The organism is Streptacidiphilus jeojiensis (assembly GCF_042510965.1).
GTDB classification, from domain to species: domain Bacteria; phylum Actinomycetota; class Actinomycetes; order Streptomycetales; family Streptomycetaceae; genus Streptacidiphilus; species Streptacidiphilus jeojiensis.
Genome location: NZ_JBEUKS010000007.1, coordinates 157,670 through 175,720, shown reverse-complemented (window position 1 = coordinate 175,720; position 18,051 = coordinate 157,670). Strand labels below are relative to the sequence as shown.

Genomic DNA, 18,051 nt, shown 5'->3' with positions numbered 1-18,051 from the left:
AAGAATCTGTGTTCGCCTTGTCGTTCGTTCAACTAGCTTGAGCCCCCTCATAATTGGGACAACGGGGGTCTCGATGGCCGAAAGACCTGCACTGAGCATGCTCGTTCTGGACGACTGTCCGACGGTGGAGATCCTGCTCTCGGGCGATCTCGACGCGACCGCGGACCGGGCGCTGTCGGAGGTGGTGGCCGGGGTGCTCATCGACCCGCAGGTGGTGCGGATCGAGGTGGACGTCGCCGGGCTGTCGTATGTCGACGCCTGCGGCGTGGCAGCGCTCTTCCGGGTCCGGCAGCGGGCCGCGAACTTCGGGGTCCGCCTGCGCCTGGTCCAGGTGCGCCCGCCGCTGCACCGGCTGCTGGACTGCGCGGAGGTGTGGCGCTCGCTCGCCGACCCGGAGTGACGGTGCGTAAGGGATGGGGATGGGCGTTGGTAACTGCTGTGCTTTTCATCGAGGAGTCTCAGCCTTCCTGCGGGTTTATCCTGATCAGGTGAGGCTTTCCGAGTGGGCTGCGCACAACGGCGTGCGCTACCAGACGGCGTGGAGGTGGGCGAAGGAGGGCCGGATACCGGTTCCCGTCGTGCAGACGCCGTCTGGTATGTGGCTTGTCGCCGAACCCGCCGAGCAGGTGCCGGGTAAGGTCGTGGCGTACTGTCGGGTCGTCCTGTCCGTGTCGGGACGCCGGCTGGTGGTTCTGGAGCCGGAGGAGACCACTGACGACCTGGTCGGCGACATCACCGACGTGCTGACGTCGATGTGCGCACGCCTGTACAGGCGGCGTTCGGCGAAGAACCACGCTGCCCGCGCGATCGCCGAGGACGGCGTGTGAAGAAGTTCCAGACTGCTGAGGGCTGCGTGGTGCAGGCGTACCGCTTCGCCCTGGACCCCTCGCCCGTGCAGGCCGCCGCGCTGTCCTCCCATGCCGGGGCTGCGCGGCGCGCCTATAACTGGGCGATCGGCCGGATCAAAGCCAACTGGGACCAGCGCGCCGCCGAAGCTTCGTACGAGATGACCGGCGATGATCTGACGCCCTGGCAGGGCTGGTCGCTGCCCGCGCTGCGCCGGGACTGGAACGCGACGAAAAACGAGGCCGCACCGTGGTGGGCCGAGAACTCCAAAGAGGCCTACAGCACCGGGCTGGCCAACGCCGCTGCGGCAATGAAGAACTGGAACGACTCCCGCAAAGGCCAACGCAAGGGCAAAAGGGTCGGGTTCCCGCGCTTCAAGAAGAAGCACAAGGCGGCGCAGGCATGCCGGTTCACCACCGGTAGCATCCGCGTCGAGCCGGACCGCCGCCACGTCACACTGCCCCGCTTGGGAACGATCCGCACGCATGAGAACACCCGCAAGCTGGAGCGGCGTCTGGCGGACGGCCGGGCACGGATCCTGTCGGCGACGGTGCGGCGCGAGTCCTCGGGGCGCTGGTTCTGCTCGTTCCAGGTCGAAGTTCAGCGCACCGTGGCAACCGCTTCCCGGCCCGGGACGTGCGTCGGCGTAGACCTGGGCATCAAGGTCCTGGCGGTCCTGGCCGACTCCGACGGCGCCGTGCGCTACGTCCCCAACCCGAAACACCTGGACGTCGCACTCGCAGGCCTGCGCCGTGCCAACCGGGTGATGGCGCGCCGGCAAGGTCCCACGGTCATCGATCCCGACACCGGCCGCAGGTGCGGGTACCGCACCCCCTCGACCGGCTGGCAGCAGGCGAAGGCCGACCTGGGGAAGGCCCATGCCCGGGTGCGGCACCTGCGCGCCGACGGCCTGCACAAGTTCACCACGGACATCGCGGCCCAGTACGGCACGGTCGTGGTCGAAGACCTCAACGTCACCGGGATGCTCCGCAACCACAGACTCGCCCGACGTATCGCTGATGCCGGGTTCGGCGAGATTCGCCGCCAACTGACCTACAAGACCGCCTGGAACGGCGGGAACCTGGTGGTCGCGGACCGCTGGTACCCGTCCTCCAAGACCTGCTCGGCCTGCGGGACAGTGAAAGCCAAACTGCCCCTCGGTGTCCGAGTGTTCGCCTGCGACAACTGTGCCCTGGTCCTGGACCGGGACGAGAACGCCGCACGCAACCTCGCCGACCTCGCGTCAGCCGTACAGACGGGTACCGGAGTGGCCGGAGACCCGGACGCGCAAGCGTCGAAAGCCCGTGGAGCCGACCAGAAGACCCGCAACCGGACCGAGCTTGCTCGGTCCGGGCGGGCAGGTGGCGCAATCCCCGCCCAGCGCGGGACGGAAACGGGACACCGTCATCAGGACACCCAAGCCCTCACGCTCTGGTGACACCGGTACGGACCTTCCCGACCGAAAGGCCGGGAATGCTGAGATTCCTCGAGGATCAAAGCAACGGTATCGCGCCATTCTGCCGGCCGGGGTTGACGGTGGGCGGGGGTGGGGAGATCTCTGTGGGCACAGGTGGGCCTGCTAGAGTCGTTGATCATTCATCAGAACCAGGCTCCGGGAGCGAAGATGGCGGATTCGACGGAGTGGATGAAGACGGACCTGGGCGAGGCCCCGCCCAGGATCGACCTGCGCACCGACGTGGCGCACACGGCCCGGATGTACGACTACTTCATCGGCGGCAAGGACAACTTCCCGGCCGACCGTGAGGCCGGCGACAAGGTCATCCAGAACGCGCCGTTCGTCACCCACGCCGCCCGCGCCAACCGCCGCTTCCTGCGCCGCGCCGTGCACCAGTTGGCGGCCGAGCACGGGATACGCCAGTTCCTGGACATCGGCACCGGCATACCCACCTCGCCCAACACCCATGAGATCGCCCAGGCGGTGGACCCGGCGGCACGGGTGGTCTACGTCGACAACGACCCGATGGTGCTCGCCCACGCCCGTGCCCTGCTCACCAGCGCCAAGCCGGGCCGCACCGCCTACATCGACGCCGACCTGCGGGACCCGGCCGCGATACTGTCCTCGCCGCAGCTCCTCGACACCCTGGACCTGGACCAGCCGGTGGCGCTGATGCTGATCGCGATCATGCACTTCATCCCCGACGACCAGAACCCCTACGGCCTGGTCGACGAACTGCTGCAGGCCCTCCCGGCCGGGAGCTTCCTGGCGTTGTCCCAGGTCACCCATGACTTCGCCCCCGACGAATGGGGCCAGGTCGAGGCCACCTACGCGGCGGCCGGGATCCGTACGAAGATCCGCAACCACGCCGAGGTCGCCAAGTTCTTCGACGGCCTGGAGGTGCCCGCCCCCGGGGTCGACCTGATCTCCCGCTGGTGGCCGGAGCCGGCAGACAGCCCGTTCGCCGCACTCACCGACGCCGAGATCTCCTCCTACGGCGCCGTCGGACGCAAGCCGGGACCGGCGTGACGGCGGTACCGCCCTCGGTACGACTGCGTCCGGCCCGGCAGGAGGAGGCAGAGGCGCTGAGCCGGCTGGCACTGCGCTCTAAGGGCCACTGGGGCTACGACCAGGCATTCCTGGACGCCTGCGCCGACGAACTCCGGATGGAACCGGACACGTTGGCGGCCCGCAGGGCAACCGTCGCCGAGGAGGACGGGACGCTGCTGGGCTTCACCACCCTGGAGGGCGAGGCCCCGCAGGGTGAGCTGGGCATGCTCTTCGTCGAGCCGGCGGCGATCGGCCGGGGCGTGGGCGGGCTGCTCTTCCGGCACGTCCTGGACCGGGGCCGCGAGCTCGGCTTCGACCTGCTGACCATCGCCGCCGACCCGCATGCCGAGCCGTTCTACCTGGCGATGGGCGCGGTGCGGGTCGGCGAGGTGCCCTCGGGCTCGATCCCGGGACGCGTCCTGCCGCTGATGGAGGTTCGGCCGGGCCGGGGCTGACGCCCGGTCGGCGCTCGCCGAGTGGCCGGGGGATGGCGGCGGGCGGAGGATCGAGGTGACCGAGCGTCGATTCCGTCTGTCCGGAGAGGTGTCCGCCATGGCTGTCGGACCTGTCGAGTACCTGGTGGTGGCGTTCCCGGGATCCCGGTTCCGGGGCGACCTGCTGCCGGAGCTGAAGAGACTGGTCGACGGAGGTGTCATCCACATCCTCGACCTGACCTTCGTCAAACGTGACGAGGACGGTGTGGTCAGCTTCCTGGAGCTGGACTCGTTGGACGCGGAGGAGGCGGCGATGTTCGCCGACATCGAGGGCGAGGTCGGCGGTCTGCTGAGCGAGGAGGACCTGGCGGTGATGGCCGAGGAGATCCCGGCGGGATCCTCGGCGGCGCTGCTGGTGTGGGAGAACACCTGGGCCGCCCCGATGACCGCGGCGGTCCGGGCGGCGGGCGGGGTGGTGGTGGCCCACGAGCGGGTGCCCGAGGCCCTGGTGGAGCTGGACCTGCAGGCGATCGCCCGGGAAGGGGCGCTGTCATGATCGGTCGACGTGTCGGCCGGGGCGGTCGCCCCGGACTCATCGGTGTCGCGGCCCGCACCGCGGTCGTGGCCGGGACGGCCTCCGCGGTGAGCGGACGTGTGGCGGCCCGCCAGCAGCAGGCAGCGGCCCAGCAGGCAGCAGCCCAGCAGGCCCCCGCACCTGTCACCGCTTCGGAGCCCGCCCCCGCGGCAGCCCCCGCCCTCGACGAGCAGGCCCTCTCCAACCTGGAGCGGCTCGGCACCCTGCATGCGCAGGGCATGCTCTCCGACGCCGAGTTCAGCACTGCCAAGCAGCGCATCCTGGCCCCCTGACAGCGGCCGTCAGGTCGCGCGCGGCCGCAGTTCCCGGCGGATGACCAGGCGGAGGCCGGTCCAGGTCGAGTCGATGGCGCACACCTTGTTGTCGACCAGGCCGGTCGGCAGCGCGATCTCCCGTACCAGGTCGTCGGTGACCTCCGTGGGCACGCCCGAGCTGCGCTTGGGCCAGGCGATCCACAGCCCGCCGGCCGGGGCCATCAGCGGACGCACCGACTCGACGGCGTCGGCCACCTCGGCGCGCCGGGTGGTGAAGGCGACGACGACGTCGAAGGGTTCGGTCCCGTCCAGTGCGGTGGACACGCTGACCCCGCCCGGCAGCGGGTCGAGCAGCGGTGCCAGACCGGCGGGGGCGGCGAGCAGGGCGACCCTGGCCTCGGGCTTGATGCCGAGCTTGCGGGGCAGCGGGGAGGGAGCGGTTTCGGCCACCCGCCAACAGTCATCCAGCAGAGCCGGTCGTGCAAGCCCGCCGGGCTGATGTGATCACCTCGGTCTCGCCAACGACCGTGGCGGGATGCTAAGCCAGGGCCATGCTGCCGATGCCCTCGACGATCTCCCTCGACGACCTGGCCGCCGGTGCGGCCCACGCCCCGCTGCTGGCCGAGGGCGGCACGGTGGTGGACCCGCTGCTGCTCGTCGACCTCGCCGGAGACCGCCACGAAGCGGTGCTGCGCCAGGCCGTCGAGCGGGCGCGGGAGTGCGACCGACTGCTGGTCGGCATCAGCGAGCGAGGGCCGGCGTCGGTACCCGACGCCCTGGTCGAGGCGCTGGACCTGACCCTGGCCCTGCCCCCGGCCCGGCCCGACGACGGCGGCAACCGTCACCTAGTCGCCGTCGACGATCCCGCAGCGGAGGCGCGCACCCTGCACGCCAACGTCCTCGCCCACCCGCAGGCCGCGCTGGTGCTGGGCCGGCTGCTCAGGGTCGGTCCCCGGCTGACCGTGGGCGAGGCCCTGGACGCCGAGTCGCTGGCCTACTCCACGCTGCTGGGCGGCCAGGAGTTCGCCGACTGGCTGGCCGCCCGCGGGGACCGGGCCGCCCCGCCCCCGGCGGCCACCGAGACGGTACTGGTCCGGCGGAAGGGCGACACCCTCCACCTCACCCTGAACCGGCCCGAGCGCCGCAACGCCCACGGCCGGGAACTGCGCGACGCCCTGGTCGAGGCGCTGCGGATCGCCGAGGCCGACGACAGCGTGACCGCCGTGGTCCTGGACGGCAACGGTCCCTGCTTCTGCTCCGGCGGCGACCTGGCGGAGTTCGGGACTGCCCCGGACCTGGCCACGGCGCACCTGGTGCGCACCCGCGGCGGCGCGGCCGCCCCGCTGCACCGGCTGCGCGAGCGGATCACCGTGCTGGTGCACGGCAGCTGCGTCGGTGCCGGCATCGAACTGCCCGCCTTCGCCGGCCGGGTCGTCGCCGATCCCGACGCCTGGTTCCTGCTGCCGGAACTGGGCATGGGCCTGATCCCCGGAGCCGGCGGGACGGTGAGCATCCCGCGCCGCATCGGCCGTTGGCGCACCCTGCACCTGGTGCTGTCCGGCGCACCGGTCGGGGCGGAGCGGGCGCTGGACTGGGGGCTGGTCGACCGGATCGAACGGATCGGCTGAGGCGCGGATCACCATCGCGCACGGTGGCGGACCGGGCCGAGAAGCGCAAACCTGTCTTCCAGCACCCGCTTCCGACCCTTCCACTCCACTGACGTAGTGTCACCGGACGCCAAAGGAAAGACACATGAGCGAACCCCAGCACCACCCCAGGGACACCGCCGCGCTGGCGCTGCGCGCCACGCTCGGGCCGATGCTCTTCGTGCACGGCTGGAACAAGGTCTCCGGGCCCGGCGGTCTGCAGGGCACCACGGGGTGGTTCGAGTCGCTGGGGCTCAAGCCCGCCGCGGTGCACGCCCGGATGGCGGCCGGGACCGAGATGGCGGCCGGGGTCGCGCTCACGGTGGGTCTGGCCAACCCGCTGCCGGCCGCGGCGGTGGTCGGGCTGATGGCGGTGGCGGCCCGGACCGATCACCGGGGCAAGGGCTTCTTCGTCTTCAAGGGCGGTTGGGAGTACACCGGCGTGGTCGCCGGGGCCGCGGTCGCGCTGGCCGCGCTGGGGCACGGGCGCTACTCGGTCGACCGCCTGCTGCGGCGTCGCAGCGAGGGACCGGTGCCGGCGCTGCTGGCCGCCGGCCTGGGCAGTGCGGCGGCCGCCGCACTGCTGGCGCTGTCCTACCGGCCCGACGAGCCGGCCGTCGAGGACGCAAAGCCGGTGCAGGACGCCAAGCCGGTGGAAGCGGACGGGGAGTGACGGGCCGTTCCGCCGACGCGGCCCGCTGGGTGGAGCTGGCCGAGGTCGACAACGTCCGGGACCTCGGCGGCCTGCCGGTGCGCGGCGGCGGCGCCACCCGCAGGGGCGTGCTGTTCCGGGCCAGCACCGTGCAGGAGGCGACGCCCGCCGATGTCGAGGTGCTGTTGGACGGGCTCGGGCTGCGCACACTCGTCGATCTGCGCGGTCCGCGCGAGTCGGCCCGGGAGGGCCACGGGCTGCTGGAACGGACCGGGCTCAGCCGGGTCAACCTGCCGGTCCGGCAGGAGCGGGGGGTGGCCGCCGACGCGGTGCCGGACGTCAGCGGCAGCCGGCTGGCCGACTTCTACCTGGCCATGCTGGCCGGCAGCGGTCCGTCGGTGCTGGCCGCCGCACGGATCGTCGCCGACCGGGAGCGGCACGCGGTGCTGTTCCACTGCGCCGTGGGCAAGGACCGCACCGGACTGCTGGCGGCGGTGCTGCTGGACGCGGTGGGGGTGCCCGCCGACGCGATCGCCGAGGACTACGCGCTGAGTGCGTCCCGTACCGCGCGGATCGGCGAGCGGTTGGCGCGACTGCCCTCGTACGGGCGGCTGCCGGCCGTGGAGCACGGACTGATGTCCGCGGACCCGGCGGTGATGCACCGGTTCCTGGAGACCCTGCGGACCGGCTCGGGGGGCGGCGCGGGCTGGCTGCTCCGCCAGGGGCTGACCGAGGCGGAACTGCAGGACCTGCGGGCGGCGCTGGTCGAACCGTAGCGGGCGTCGTCGTGGCGTCGGACAGCAGCGGGCCGGGCCGGGGCAGCCCGGCCCGCTGCCCCGCCGGCCCGGCCCCGCCGCTGCTCAGCCGCGCTTGACGGCCACTCCGCCGTACATGGCGATGTCCTGGTCGCGGATCCTCGGAGCGTCCTGCTCCGGGCGCCACTGGTGGACCAGGGTGACCCCGGGGTCGAGCAGGTCGTAGCCGTCGAAGAAGGCGAGGGACTCCTTGCGGTCCCGGATCTGCAGCGGGATCCCGCGCGCGTTGTACTCGCGGCCGACGCCGCCGACGCCCACCGGGTCGGTGTCGCCGGTGAAGACGGTCAGGGCCAGGAAGCTGCCCGGCGCCAGCTCGTCCATGATCCGGCGGACGATGCCCTGCGGGTCGTCCTCGTCCAGGATGAAGTGCACGATGGCGATCAGGGACAGCGCCACCGGCTGCTTCAGGTCCAGCACCTCGCGCAGCCGCGGGGAGCCGATGATCGAGTCGACGTCGCGCAGGTCGGCGTCGATGTAGCAGGTGCTGCCCTCGGCGGTGCTGGACATCAGGGCCCGCGCGTGGGTCAGCACGATCGGGTCGTTGTCGACGTAGGCGACCCGGGCCTCGGGGGCGATGCCCTGGGCGATCTCGTGCACATTGGGCGAGGTGGGGATGCCGGTGCCGATGTCCAGGAACTGGCGGACGCCGTGCTCCTCGGCGAGGTGGTGGACCACCCGCTGCATGAAGGTGCGGGTGGTGCGCATCGAGATCGGCAGGGCCGGCCAGGCCCGCACCGACGCCTCGGCGGCCACCCGGTCCGCCTCGAAGTTGGTCTTCCCACCGATCAGGTAGTCGTAGACCCGAGCCGAATGCGGGATGTCCATGCGCAGGTCCACCCCGGGCGAGCGGTCGTCCTGCGGCTCCTGGGCCATCGGGTCGGTGCCTGACATCATTCGCCTCTTCCGTCTGCCTGCTGAGAGAACCGACACCAACTCCGGTGGTGGCACGTCGTGGTGTGCATGGTAACGGTCGAATCTGAGCGTTGGTGGGTGCTTTCACGGTGATGAGTCGTCATGTACGGATAATTTTCAACCCGTTGACCTGTTCGAGATCAAGGCGTAAAAAATGTGAGTAGCCGTCAGCCACCCGGCATGCTCATGCCGGGGCCAGTACCTGGGCATCGCGTTTGTTAGCGCTAACAAGCGTCACTTTCCTGGCAACAGCGCAGTTCCCGCACCTTCCACCGGGGTGCGGCGGTAGCGCACGTCATCCGATCAGTCAGCACACTTCCCCATGTCCCGACGGTCCATGACGGCATGTTAGCGCTAACACACTTGCATCAGCTCCTCACGCTCTGGATGAGAGGTTCGCAGTGATTCTCCGGCACCTGAGAAAGGCACTCCTGGCCGCGGGCACCATCGTGGCGCTCCTTGCCGCCGTCCTGGCCGGCACGGCGGGGACGGCGCAGGCCGCCACCTCCCTGCCCTGTGACATCTACGCCGCCGCGGGCACGCCCTGCGTGGCCGCGCACAGCACCGTGCGGGCGCTCTTCGCCGCCTACAGCGGCTCGCTCTACCAGGTGAAGCGGGCCTCCGACAGCACCACCACCGACATCGGCACGCTGACCGCCGGCGGCTACGCCAACGCCGCCGCCCAGGACACCTTCTGCGCCGGCACCGTCTGCACCATCACCGAGATCTACGACCAGACCTCCGAACACAACAACCTCACGATCGCGGGCCCGGGCGGCAACGGCGGCCAGGACGTCGGCGCGATCGCCAACGCGCTCCCGCTGACCGTCGGCGGCCACTCGGTCTACGGCGTCTATGTGACGCCCGGGGTCGGCTACCGCAACAACAGCACCAGCGGCGTGCCCACCGGCAGCACCGCCCAGGGCGCCTACATGGTCACCAGCGGAACCCACGTCAATAGCGGCTGCTGCTTCGACTACGGCAACGCCGAGACCTCCGGGGACGACACCGGCAACGGCCACATGGACGCCATCAACTTCGGCACCGAATGCTGGTTCTCGCCCTGCACCGGCTCCGGACCCTGGGTCCAGGCCGACCTGGAGAACGGCCTGTTCGCCGGTGGCAACGGCTCCAACACCGCCAACGCGGGCAACTCCAGTGCCTTCGTCACCGCGCTGCTGAAGAACAACGGCACCAGCACCTACGCCCTCAAGGGCGGCAACGCCCAGTCCGGGTCCCTCACCACCTGGTACAACGGCTCGCTGCCCACCACCGGCGGGTACATCCCGATGAGCCAGGAGGGCGCGATCATCCTGGGCACCGGCGGCGACAACAGCAACTCCTCGGCCGGCTCCTTCTTCGAAGGCGTGATGACCACCGGCTACCCGACCGACGCGGCCGACAACGCCGTCCAGGCCAACATCGTCTCGGTCGGCTACACCGCCGCGGCGTCCAGCACCGGCGCGCTGCACGCGGTCGGTGCGGGCAAGTGCCTGGACGTGCCGAACTCCAGCACCACCGCCGGGGTCCAGCTGCAGATCTACACCTGCAGCGGCGGGACCAACCAGACCTGGACGCACAGCTCCGCCAACCAGCTGACCGTCTACAGCGGCAGCTCGACGCTGTGCCTGGACGCGACCGGCGCCAAGACCACGGCCGGCACCAAGGTGGAGACCTGGACCTGCAACGGCGGGACCAACCAGCAGTGGACGCTCAACTCCAACGGCACCGTCACCGGGGTCCAGTCCGGCCTGTGCCTGGACGTGACCGGGGCGAGCACCGCCAACGGCGCCCTGGCGGAGCTGTGGACCTGCAACGGCGGCAGCAACCAGCAGTGGACGCTCAGCTAGCGGCCGGCGGCAGTGCAGCCGCGGTGCGGCCGTACTGCGGCCGAAAATCGCCCACCTGATCCAAGATTTCGGGAATAGGTGGAGGAAGTCCTCCGGTTGACCCTGCTGACGAGGCTGTCCTCCGTCCGTGCGCTCGCACGGGCGGGGGCGCCGGGCCGGCCAGGAGGCGATTCGATGAGCACGATGACGCACGGCACCCACCGTCCGCGCCCGCTGCCGTCGGGCGCCTGGATCCGGGCGGCGGCGGGGGCGGTCGCCCTGGTGGGCGACGCGCTGGCGACCGTACTGATCACCAACCACCGGCTGCCGGTCGCCGTCGCCAGCGTCTCCTTGGCGCTGCTGGCCTGGTTCGCCTCCCAGCGGCTCACCGTCCGGCAGTCCCGGCCCCGGAGGCCCAGCGCCTCGACCCGGGGGTGAGCGCGGTGAACCCCAACGAGATCGTCGAGGCAGCCGGATTCTGGTCCTACGCCGTCGTCTTCCTGCTGACCGCCGCGGAGACCAGCGCCTTCTTCGGCGTCTTCATGCCCGGTGAGTCGCTGATCCTGGTCGCCGGCGCGCTGGCCGCCCGGGGCGACCTGGACCCGGTGGTGCTGGCCGCGGTGGTGGTGGTCGCCGCCGTCATCGGCGACAGCACCGGGTACGCCCTGGGCCGCTGGTTCGAACGGCGCCCCGGCGCCGAGCGCACCCGGCGGCGGACCGCGCGGGCCCGCGGCTTCCTGCAGCGCCGCGGCGGCCCGGCCGTGTTCGCCGGACGCTTCGTCGGCTTCGTCCGCTCCTTCGTGCCCTTCGCCGCGGGCGGCTCCGGGCTGCCCTACCGCCGCTTCCTCCCCTACAGCGCGGTGGCCGCCGTGCTCTGGGGCGTCGGCACAGTGGCGGCCGGCTACTACCTGGGCCCCTCGGTCGAGCAACTGGTGCGCACGGTCGGCGTGGTCGGCGCGGCCGTCTTCGTCGCCGTTCTGCTGGCCATGGTCGTCGTCGTACCGGCGGTGCGCCGTCGTAGTACGGCCGGCGGCGTCGCGGTGACGGCCGGTACGGAGGACCTGACGGAGGAGCCGGCGGTGCTGCCGGACGGCCCGGACCGGGTCCTGGTCGCGGCCGGGCCGGCGGCGCGTCCCCCCACCGCCAGGGCGTCGCTGTGCGCCCAGGCCCGGCGGCCGCATCCGCGCCGGGCGACCGGAGTGCGGCTGCCGCTGCACCGCCGGAACAGGGCGGTTCTTGCGGCGGTCCCGCAGCGGGGGGAGCGGAGCAGGGCGGGCTCGGACCGCTGACCGGTCAGGGCGGGGGCGGCGGGGCCGCGGTGGAGTCGCGGACGACCAGTTGGGTCGGCAGCACCACGGTCCGGGCGATGGTCTGCGGACCGGTCAGCAGATCCACCAGCAACTGGGCCGCCTGCACGCCCATCTCGTGGTGCGGGACCCGCACGGTGGTGAGCGGCGGCTGGAAGCGGTCGGCGAAGGGCATGTCGTTGAAGCCCACCACGGACAGGTCGCGGGGGCAGCGGCGGCCCCGCGCGGCGAGCTCGGCCAGCGCCCCCAGGGCGATCAGATCGTTTCCGGCCAGCACCGCCGTCGTCCCCGGGTACTGGTCCAGCAGCCGGCGGGTCGCCGCGCGGCCGGCCTGCTCGGTGTAGCCGGCGCACTCCACCACCGCGCCACCGGCCGGGCCCGCCTGCTGCAGGAAGGCGCGCAGCCGGACCGCGCCGGTGGAGACCGACTGCGGTCCGGCCAGATGCGCGATCCGGGTGTGGCCGAGCAGGCGCAGATGGGCCACGGCCTGGGCGACGCCGTCGGCGTCGTCGCCGACGACCGCGGGGGTGCCCGGGAGCTCCACGGTGCGGTTGACGGTCACCAGGGCGGTGCCGCGTTCGGCCGCCTCGGCGAGCAGCGGGTGCTGCCGGCGGGCGGTGGCGACGATGAAGCCGTCCACCCGGCGGCTGGCCAGCTCGGCGAACTGGGCCCGCTCGCGCGCCTCGTCGTTGTCCGTGTTCACCAGCAGCGCCGTGTAGCCGTGGGCGTCCAGGCGGTCCTGGATGCCGCGCACGATCGGCGGGAACAGCGGGTTGGTCAGATCCGGGACCAGCACCCCGACGGCGGTGGACCGGCTGGTGCGCAGTCCGCGGGCCAGGGTGTTGGGCACGTAGCCGAGGCGGCGGGCGGCGACGGTGATCCGGTGCGCGGTCTCGGACTTGACCTGGTTCCGGGTCTCCGGGTTCAGCGCGCGGGAGGCGGTCGCCTTGTGCACGCCGGCGGCGCGTGCCACGTCGTCGAGGGTGGGGCGTCGACCGGCCATGGCGTCACCGTAGGGGCGGTCGGGAACCGCCGCAATCCTTTGCACTGCTGATGCCCCAACATTGTTGACACTCCATCAGCTCGGCAGCAGACTCCACTGCAATCGTTCGCAGTGTTCTGGCCGCGTTCAGGAAGGACGGCGGACCATGAGCAATCGCAGCAGGGGCAGGGACACAGGCAGAGGCACGGGCATAGGCACTGGCGGGGGCACGGCCGGGGGCGCCGGGCGGACCCGGGTCCGGGCCGCCGCTGCGGCGCTGGCGGCGGCCGGGCTGGCGCTGGCGGGCTGCAGCAGTTCGGCGGCCAAACCCTCCGCCTCGTCCGGCGCCCGACCGGCGCTGACCATCGGCATCTCACTGTCGCTCACCGGCGACTTCTCCGACTCCGGCAAGTCGGCGCAGCGCGGCTACCAGCTCTGGGCCAGTACCGTGAACGCGGCCGGCGGGGTGCTGGGACGCAAGGTGGTGCTGGACATCGTCGACGACACCTCCAGCCCCACCCAGGTGGTGACGAACTATCAGAACCTGATCACCAAGAACCACGTGGACCTGGTCTTCGGCCCCTTCTCCAGCCTGCTGACCGTCCCGGCCTCGCAGGTCGCCAAGCGCTACGGCTACGCGTTCCTGGAACCCGCCGGCGGCGGCCCGGCGGTGTTCAGCCAGCACCTGCACAACCTGTTCTTCGTGCAGCCCGCGCCGGTGGTCCAGCAGGGCGACGTCTTCGCCGACTACATCCTGTCGCTGCCGGCGTCCGAGCGTCCGACCACCGCCGCCTACCCGGCGCTGGACGACCCCTTCGCCTCGCCGATCGCCGCCGAGGTGCGCACCCGGCTCCAGGCCGCCGGGATCCGCACCGTCTACCAGCAGATCTACCCCGCCGAGGCGACCGACCTGTCCTCGGTGGTCACCGCGATGGCCGCGAAGAAGCCGGACCTGGTGGTCGCCGGGACCCAGTCCGCCGACGCCTACGCCCTGGTCAAGGCCATGGTGCAGCTCAAGTGGGCGCCGAAGTTGCTCTACCTGTCCAACGGCGCCAACGACCCGCTGAACTTCCCCGGCAACGTCGGCGCCGGCAACGTCAACGGGATCTTCTCCTCCGGCGACTGGTTCCCCACCGCCACCACCAGCGGGAACAGCGCCTTCGTCGCCGCCTACACGGCGGCCTACGGGGGCGCGGCGACCAGTATCGACAGCACCTCCGCCGAGGCGTACTCCTGCGGCCAACTGGTCCAGGAGGTCGCCGCCAAGACCGGCAAGGTGGACAACGCCACGCTGATCAGCACCCTGCACTCGGGCAGCTGGCCCACCCTGGAGGGCGACCTCAGCTGGAACTCCGACGGCGCGGCCAACGCCTCCTACGTGCTGGTCCAGTGGATCGGCGGGAAGCTGCTGCCGGTCTTCCCGGCCGACCGGGCGCAGTCGGCTCCGGTCCTGGGCAAGCTGCCCTGGAGCGGGTGATCGCGGCGTGCACGAGACCATCCAGGCGATCATCCTCGGACTGCTCACCGGCGGCGTCTACGCGCTGATGGCGAGCGGCCAGACGCTGATCTTCGGCGTGCTGAAGGTGGTGAACCTGGCCCAGGGGGCGCTGGTGATCCTGGCGGCCTATCTCAGTTCCAGCCTCTTCGTCTCCTTCGGCATCGACCCGTTCCTGACCGTGCCGATCGTCGCCCCGGCGCTGTTCCTGCTCGGAGCGGCGGTGCAGTGGTGCCTGCTGCGGCCGCTGCACCGCTCGGACGCCTCGCAGCTGTCGCTGCTGGTGACCTTCGCGGTGGCGCTGGGGATCGAGGGCGTGCTCACCCTGGTCTACAAGTCCGACTACCGCACCATCCAGCCGAGCTACGCCAACCGGTCCTGGACCGTGGCCGGGTACCGGGTCGGCGAGGTGCGGCTGGCCGCCTGCCTGCTGTCGCTGGCCGTGCTGGGCGCGCTGGCGCTGCTGCTGGGCCGCACCCGGTTCGGCCGCGCGGTGCGCGCCACCGTGCAGAACCCGACCGCGGCCAGGCTGCTGGGGGTGGAGGGCGACCGGGTGGCCGCGCTGGGCTACGGCCTGGGCGCGGCCACCGCGGCCGCCGCCGGGGCGGTCTACGGGATGGTGTACTCCTTCAACCCCAACAGCCACTACGACCTGATCTCCCGGCTGCTGTCCATCGTGGTCCTGGGCGGGCTCGGCAGCCTGGGCGGCACCGTCGTCGCGGCGCTCGCGATGGGGGTGGTCTCGGCGCTGGTGGGCGCGCTGATCTCACCGGTGTGGTCGGACTTCAGCTTCTTCGTGGTGCTGCTCGCGGTGCTGCTGGTGCGCCCGCAGGGGCTGTTCGGAGCCCGGCTGCGGGGGGCGCTGTGAGGACGGCCGCGGCGGTGGCCGGCTTCGTGGCCCTGCTCGCCGCCTTCCCGTTCCTGGTCACCGCGCCCTGGCTGATGACCATCGCCCTGTTCACGCTGATGTACGCGGTGCTGGCCAGCGCCTGGAACCTGGTCGGCGGCTACGCCGGCTACCCGTCGCTGGGCCACGCCGCCTTCTTCGGGCTCGGCGCCTACGCCGAGGCGATCTGGTTCCAGCACCACGGCATCGGCTCGGGGCTGGCCCCCTTCGCGGTACTGCCGCTGGTGGGCCTGGCGGTCGCCGCGGCCGGACTGCCGGTGGCCTGGATCGCCATGCGCACCCGCTCGGACGTCTTCGCCATCGTCACCATCACCCTGCTGTTCGTCGCCCAGACGCTGGCCTACAACCTGCGCGGGATCACCCACGGCGCGCAGGGAATGGCCATGCCGGTACCGGACTTCGCCCCCGCCACCTTCGAACGGCCCTTCTACTACGCGATGCTGGCGCTGCTGGTGTTCGCGCTGCTGCTCTCCTGGGCGGTGCTGCGCAGCCGGCTGGGCCTGGCGCTGCTGGCGGTCCGCGCCGACGAGGACAAGGCGCGCGGGGTGGGCGTGCCGGTCGGCACCGCCAAACTCGGCGCCTTCGCACTGTCGGTGGGGATCACCGGCATGGCCGGGGGAGTGTGGGCCTACTACCTCTCCTTCATCTACCCGCAGTTCGCGGTGGACCCGCTGGTGACCATCGCCATGGTGCTGATGGTCTTCCTCGGCGGCCGCGGCACGCTCTGGGGGCCGGTGCTGGGGGCCTTCGTGATCGCCCCGGCCCAGCAGTACCTCGCCTACCAGTACGGCGCGAGCCAGCTCTACCTGCTCGGCTACGCCGCGCTGTTCGTCCTGGTGATGCTGGTGCTGCCGCGCGGCGTCCTGCCGACGCTGACGGACCGGTGGCGGCGCCGGCGGCTGCGGGCGGACGTCGGTCCGGACGTCGCGGTGGAGCAGCCGTGACCGCGCCGCTGCTGGAGGTCCGCGGGCTGGGCAAGCGCTTCGGCGGGGTCGCCGCCGTCGACGGCTGCTCGTTCGGCGTGCGGCGGGGCACCGTCACCGGGTTGATCGGCCCCAACGGGTCGGGCAAGACCACCCTGTTCAACCTGGTCACCGGCTACCTCCGGGCCGATGCCGGGCAGATCCTGCTGGACGGACGCCGGATCGCCCGGCCCGATCCGGCTCGGCTGTACCGCCGCGGCCTGTGCCGCACCTTCCAGCAGCCCCGGGTCTTCCCCGACCTCACCGTGCTGGAGAACCTGCTGGTCGCCTCCGGCCACCGCTGGCCCGCGCTGGCCGGCCCCCGGGCCCGGGCCGGGGACCGGGCTGCCGGCGAGGCGCTGCTGGCCGAGTTCGGCCTGGCCGCACTGGCCGCGGACCCGGCCGAGGAGCTCTCCTACGGCCAGCGCAAGCTGCTGGAGTTCGCCGCGCTGCTGATGAGCGCGCCCGCCCTGGTGCTGCTCGACGAACCCACCGCCGGGGTCAACCCGACCATGGTCCGCACCATGGAGCGGCACATCCGGGCCCGGCACGCCACCGGCACCACCTTCCTGGTGGTCGAGCACGACATGGGCCTGGTGATGCGGCTCTGCGACCCGGTGGTGGTGATGGACGGCGGGCGGGTCATCGCCCAGGGACCGCCCGGCTCGGTGCAGACCGACCCGCGGGTCCTCGACGCCTACCTGGGGGGCTGACGCCGTGCCGGTACTGCTGGAACTGCGCGGGGTGACCGCCGGCTACGGCGCCGGGGAGGTGCTGCACGGCGTCGACCTGACGCTCGATCAGGGCGAGGTGCTCTGTCTGATCGGCCCCAACGGGGCGGGCAAGTCCACCGTGCTCAGGGTCGTCAGCGGGCTGCTGCGGACCGGGCGCGGCCGGGTGCTGCTGCGCGGCGAACCGGTCGACCGGCTGTCGCCGCGCGAGCGGCTGCTGCGCGGCATCGTCCAGGTGCCGCAGGAGCGCAGCCTGTTCCCGGCGATGACGGTCTGGGACAACCTGCTGATGGGCGGCTACCTGTTGGACGGCACCCGCAGCGGCCGCCGCGAGGTCCGTCGGCGCGCTGACGCCCTGGCCGAACGCTTCCCGCTGCTGGCCGAGCGGCGCCGGGCCAGCGCCGGGTCGCTGTCCGGGGGCGAGCAGAAACAGGTGGAACTGGCCCGCGCGCTGCTGCTGGAACCCGCCCTGATGCTGCTGGACGAACCCTCCATCGGGCTGGAACCCCGGGCCCGCAGGGCCGTCTTCGACACCGTCGGCGCGCTGGCGGCGGACGGCCGCACCATCCTGCTGGTGGAGCAGAACGCCCGCTCCGGGCTGGCCGCCGCGGACCGGGGCGCCGTCCTGGAGAGCGGCCGGGTACGGCTGACCGGCAGCGGCGCCGAGCTGCTGGCCGACCCCCGGGTGGCCCGGCTCTACCTGGGCGCGGGCGGGGAGCCGCAGGCACAGCAGCCGGACCCGCACAGCCGGGAGCGGTGAGCAGCCGTCGAACGCCACCGCTGTCTGCCCGCCGGGCGGTCTGCCCGCCGGGCGGGCTCAGCGGCCCCAGCGGCGCTGCTCCTGGACCCGGCGGCGGACCACCGCCAGGTCCACCAGGGCGACCAGCACGAAGGCGGCGCAGACCGCCGCGTAGACCGCGAAGAAGGTCCGCCCCGGGCTGCTGCCCGGCCGGGCGCCGGCGGCCAGCAGGCAGAAGAGGACCGTTCCGGCCAGGAACAGCGCGCCGAAGACCCGGGCCAGCAGCCGGCGGGCCGGGAGGTCGCTGCGGGCCGTCAGCGGCTCGGAACCGTCGTTGGCGAAGCGCCGCCATTCCCCCCGGGACAGATGGACGCCGCGGTCGAAGCGACCGCCGAAGTGGCCGGTGACATGTCGCATGGGAACCTCCCGGGCCTCTCAC

22 protein-coding genes are annotated in these 18,051 nt (G+C 72.2%); 18 read left to right on the top strand and 4 right to left on the bottom strand.

Features of this window, described 5'->3' with window-relative positions:
- The first annotated feature begins 73 nt into the window (after window positions 1–73).
- The 7 genes from ABUW04_RS20635 to ABUW04_RS20605 all read left to right on the top strand — a co-directional run bounded on the left by ABUW04_RS20635 (window position 74) and on the right by ABUW04_RS20605 (window position 4,653).
- Window positions 74–400: an STAS domain-containing protein gene (locus tag ABUW04_RS20635; RefSeq protein ID WP_380566142.1), complete on the top strand. Its 327-nt coding sequence runs from the start codon at window positions 74–76 to the stop codon at window positions 398–400.
- Between the two features lie 88 nt (window positions 401–488).
- Window positions 489–827, top strand: coding sequence for a hypothetical protein (locus tag ABUW04_RS20630; RefSeq protein ID WP_380566141.1), 339 nt, complete (start codon window positions 489–491; stop codon window positions 825–827).
- Window positions 824–2,284, top strand: coding sequence for an IS607 family element RNA-guided endonuclease TnpB (gene tnpB, locus ABUW04_RS20625; RefSeq protein ID WP_380566140.1), 1,461 nt, complete (start codon window positions 824–826; stop codon window positions 2,282–2,284). Before ABUW04_RS20630 ends, tnpB begins: the two co-directional genes overlap by 4 nt.
- Before the next feature lie 186 nt (window positions 2,285–2,470).
- Complete coding sequence (locus tag ABUW04_RS20620; protein ID WP_380566139.1) at window positions 2,471–3,331, top strand: SAM-dependent methyltransferase; 861 nt, start codon at window positions 2,471–2,473, stop codon at window positions 3,329–3,331.
- Complete coding sequence (locus ABUW04_RS20615) at window positions 3,328–3,807, top strand: GNAT family N-acetyltransferase (protein WP_380566138.1); 480 nt, start codon at window positions 3,328–3,330, stop codon at window positions 3,805–3,807. The genes ABUW04_RS20620 and ABUW04_RS20615 overlap by 4 nt, the downstream gene beginning before the upstream one ends.
- Window positions 3,808–3,904: 97 nt before the next feature.
- A complete protein-coding gene (locus ABUW04_RS20610; protein ID WP_380566137.1) occupies window positions 3,905–4,342 on the top strand; it encodes a DUF6325 family protein in 438 nt (145 codons plus the stop codon).
- Window positions 4,339–4,653: an SHOCT domain-containing protein gene (locus ABUW04_RS20605; protein ID WP_380566136.1), complete on the top strand. Its 315-nt coding sequence runs from the start codon at window positions 4,339–4,341 to the stop codon at window positions 4,651–4,653. Before ABUW04_RS20610 ends, ABUW04_RS20605 begins: the two co-directional genes overlap by 4 nt.
- A 9-nt stretch (window positions 4,654–4,662) precedes the next feature.
- Here the strand turns inward: ABUW04_RS20605 and ABUW04_RS20600 are convergent, their stop codons facing one another.
- Window positions 4,663–5,085 carry a DUF3052 domain-containing protein gene (locus ABUW04_RS20600; protein ID WP_380566135.1) on the bottom strand — a complete coding sequence of 141 codons (423 nt, stop codon included), beginning with the start codon at window positions 5,083–5,085 and terminating at the stop codon, window positions 4,663–4,665.
- 110 nt (window positions 5,086–5,195) lie between these two features.
- Between ABUW04_RS20600 and ABUW04_RS20595 the strand changes: the two genes are divergently transcribed.
- The 3 genes from ABUW04_RS20595 to ABUW04_RS20585 all read left to right on the top strand — a co-directional run bounded on the left by ABUW04_RS20595 (window position 5,196) and on the right by ABUW04_RS20585 (window position 7,709).
- Complete coding sequence (locus ABUW04_RS20595; protein ID WP_380566134.1) at window positions 5,196–6,263, top strand: enoyl-CoA hydratase/isomerase family protein; 1,068 nt, start codon at window positions 5,196–5,198, stop codon at window positions 6,261–6,263.
- A gap of 124 nt (window positions 6,264–6,387) precedes the next feature.
- On the top strand, window positions 6,388–6,954 hold the full coding sequence (locus ABUW04_RS20590; protein WP_380566133.1) for a DoxX family protein: 567 nt from the start codon (window positions 6,388–6,390) through the stop codon (window positions 6,952–6,954).
- Complete coding sequence (locus ABUW04_RS20585) at window positions 6,951–7,709, top strand: tyrosine-protein phosphatase (RefSeq protein ID WP_380566132.1); 759 nt, start codon at window positions 6,951–6,953, stop codon at window positions 7,707–7,709. The genes ABUW04_RS20590 and ABUW04_RS20585 overlap by 4 nt, the downstream gene beginning before the upstream one ends.
- A gap of 84 nt (window positions 7,710–7,793) precedes the next feature.
- Here ABUW04_RS20585 and ABUW04_RS20580 read toward each other — a convergent pair whose 3' ends face one another.
- On the bottom strand, window positions 7,794–8,639 hold the full coding sequence (locus ABUW04_RS20580) for an SAM-dependent methyltransferase (RefSeq protein WP_030259996.1): 846 nt from the start codon (window positions 8,637–8,639) through the stop codon (window positions 7,794–7,796).
- 422 nt (window positions 8,640–9,061) lie between these two features.
- On the opposite strand from ABUW04_RS20580, the gene ABUW04_RS20575 reads away from it, so the two are divergent.
- The 3 genes from ABUW04_RS20575 to ABUW04_RS20565 all read left to right on the top strand — a co-directional run bounded on the left by ABUW04_RS20575 (window position 9,062) and on the right by ABUW04_RS20565 (window position 11,778).
- Window positions 9,062–10,510 carry an arabinofuranosidase catalytic domain-containing protein gene (locus ABUW04_RS20575; protein WP_380566131.1) on the top strand — a complete coding sequence of 483 codons (1,449 nt, stop codon included), beginning with the start codon at window positions 9,062–9,064 and terminating at the stop codon, window positions 10,508–10,510.
- A 174-nt stretch (window positions 10,511–10,684) separates the two neighbouring features.
- Window positions 10,685–10,927, top strand: a complete 243-nt coding sequence (locus ABUW04_RS20570) for a hypothetical protein (RefSeq protein ID WP_030260000.1) — start codon at window positions 10,685–10,687, stop codon at window positions 10,925–10,927.
- Between the two features lie 5 nt (window positions 10,928–10,932).
- Window positions 10,933–11,778 carry a DedA family protein gene (locus ABUW04_RS20565; RefSeq protein WP_380566130.1) on the top strand — a complete coding sequence of 282 codons (846 nt, stop codon included), beginning with the start codon at window positions 10,933–10,935 and terminating at the stop codon, window positions 11,776–11,778.
- Window positions 11,779–11,782: 4 nt separating this feature from the next.
- Here the strand turns inward: ABUW04_RS20565 and ABUW04_RS20560 are convergent, their stop codons facing one another.
- The gene (locus tag ABUW04_RS20560) at window positions 11,783–12,799 is read right to left on the bottom strand and encodes a LacI family DNA-binding transcriptional regulator (RefSeq protein WP_380566129.1); all 1,017 of its coding nucleotides are present in this window, start codon (window positions 12,797–12,799) and stop codon (window positions 11,783–11,785) included.
- Between the two features lie 145 nt (window positions 12,800–12,944).
- On the opposite strand from ABUW04_RS20560, the gene ABUW04_RS20555 reads away from it, so the two are divergent.
- The 5 genes from ABUW04_RS20555 to ABUW04_RS20535 are packed head-to-tail and all read left to right on the top strand — an operon-like array spanning window position 12,945 to window position 17,633.
- On the top strand, window positions 12,945–14,255 hold the full coding sequence (locus tag ABUW04_RS20555) for an amino acid ABC transporter substrate-binding protein (protein WP_380566128.1): 1,311 nt from the start codon (window positions 12,945–12,947) through the stop codon (window positions 14,253–14,255).
- A 7-nt stretch (window positions 14,256–14,262) separates the two neighbouring features.
- Window positions 14,263–15,141, top strand: coding sequence for a branched-chain amino acid ABC transporter permease (locus ABUW04_RS20550; RefSeq protein WP_380566127.1), 879 nt, complete (start codon window positions 14,263–14,265; stop codon window positions 15,139–15,141).
- On the top strand, window positions 15,138–16,124 hold the full coding sequence (locus ABUW04_RS20545) for a branched-chain amino acid ABC transporter permease (protein ID WP_380566126.1): 987 nt from the start codon (window positions 15,138–15,140) through the stop codon (window positions 16,122–16,124). Before ABUW04_RS20550 ends, ABUW04_RS20545 begins: the two co-directional genes overlap by 4 nt.
- Window positions 16,121–16,855, top strand: a complete 735-nt coding sequence (locus tag ABUW04_RS20540; protein ID WP_380566125.1) for an ABC transporter ATP-binding protein — start codon at window positions 16,121–16,123, stop codon at window positions 16,853–16,855. The genes ABUW04_RS20545 and ABUW04_RS20540 overlap by 4 nt, the downstream gene beginning before the upstream one ends.
- Before the next feature lie 4 nt (window positions 16,856–16,859).
- Window positions 16,860–17,633: an ABC transporter ATP-binding protein gene (locus tag ABUW04_RS20535; RefSeq protein WP_380566124.1), complete on the top strand. Its 774-nt coding sequence runs from the start codon at window positions 16,860–16,862 to the stop codon at window positions 17,631–17,633.
- A 57-nt stretch (window positions 17,634–17,690) separates the two neighbouring features.
- Here ABUW04_RS20535 and ABUW04_RS20530 read toward each other — a convergent pair whose 3' ends face one another.
- On the bottom strand, window positions 17,691–18,029 hold the full coding sequence (locus ABUW04_RS20530) for a DUF6343 family protein (protein WP_380566123.1): 339 nt from the start codon (window positions 18,027–18,029) through the stop codon (window positions 17,691–17,693).
- Between the last annotated feature and the right edge of the window lie 22 nt (window positions 18,030–18,051).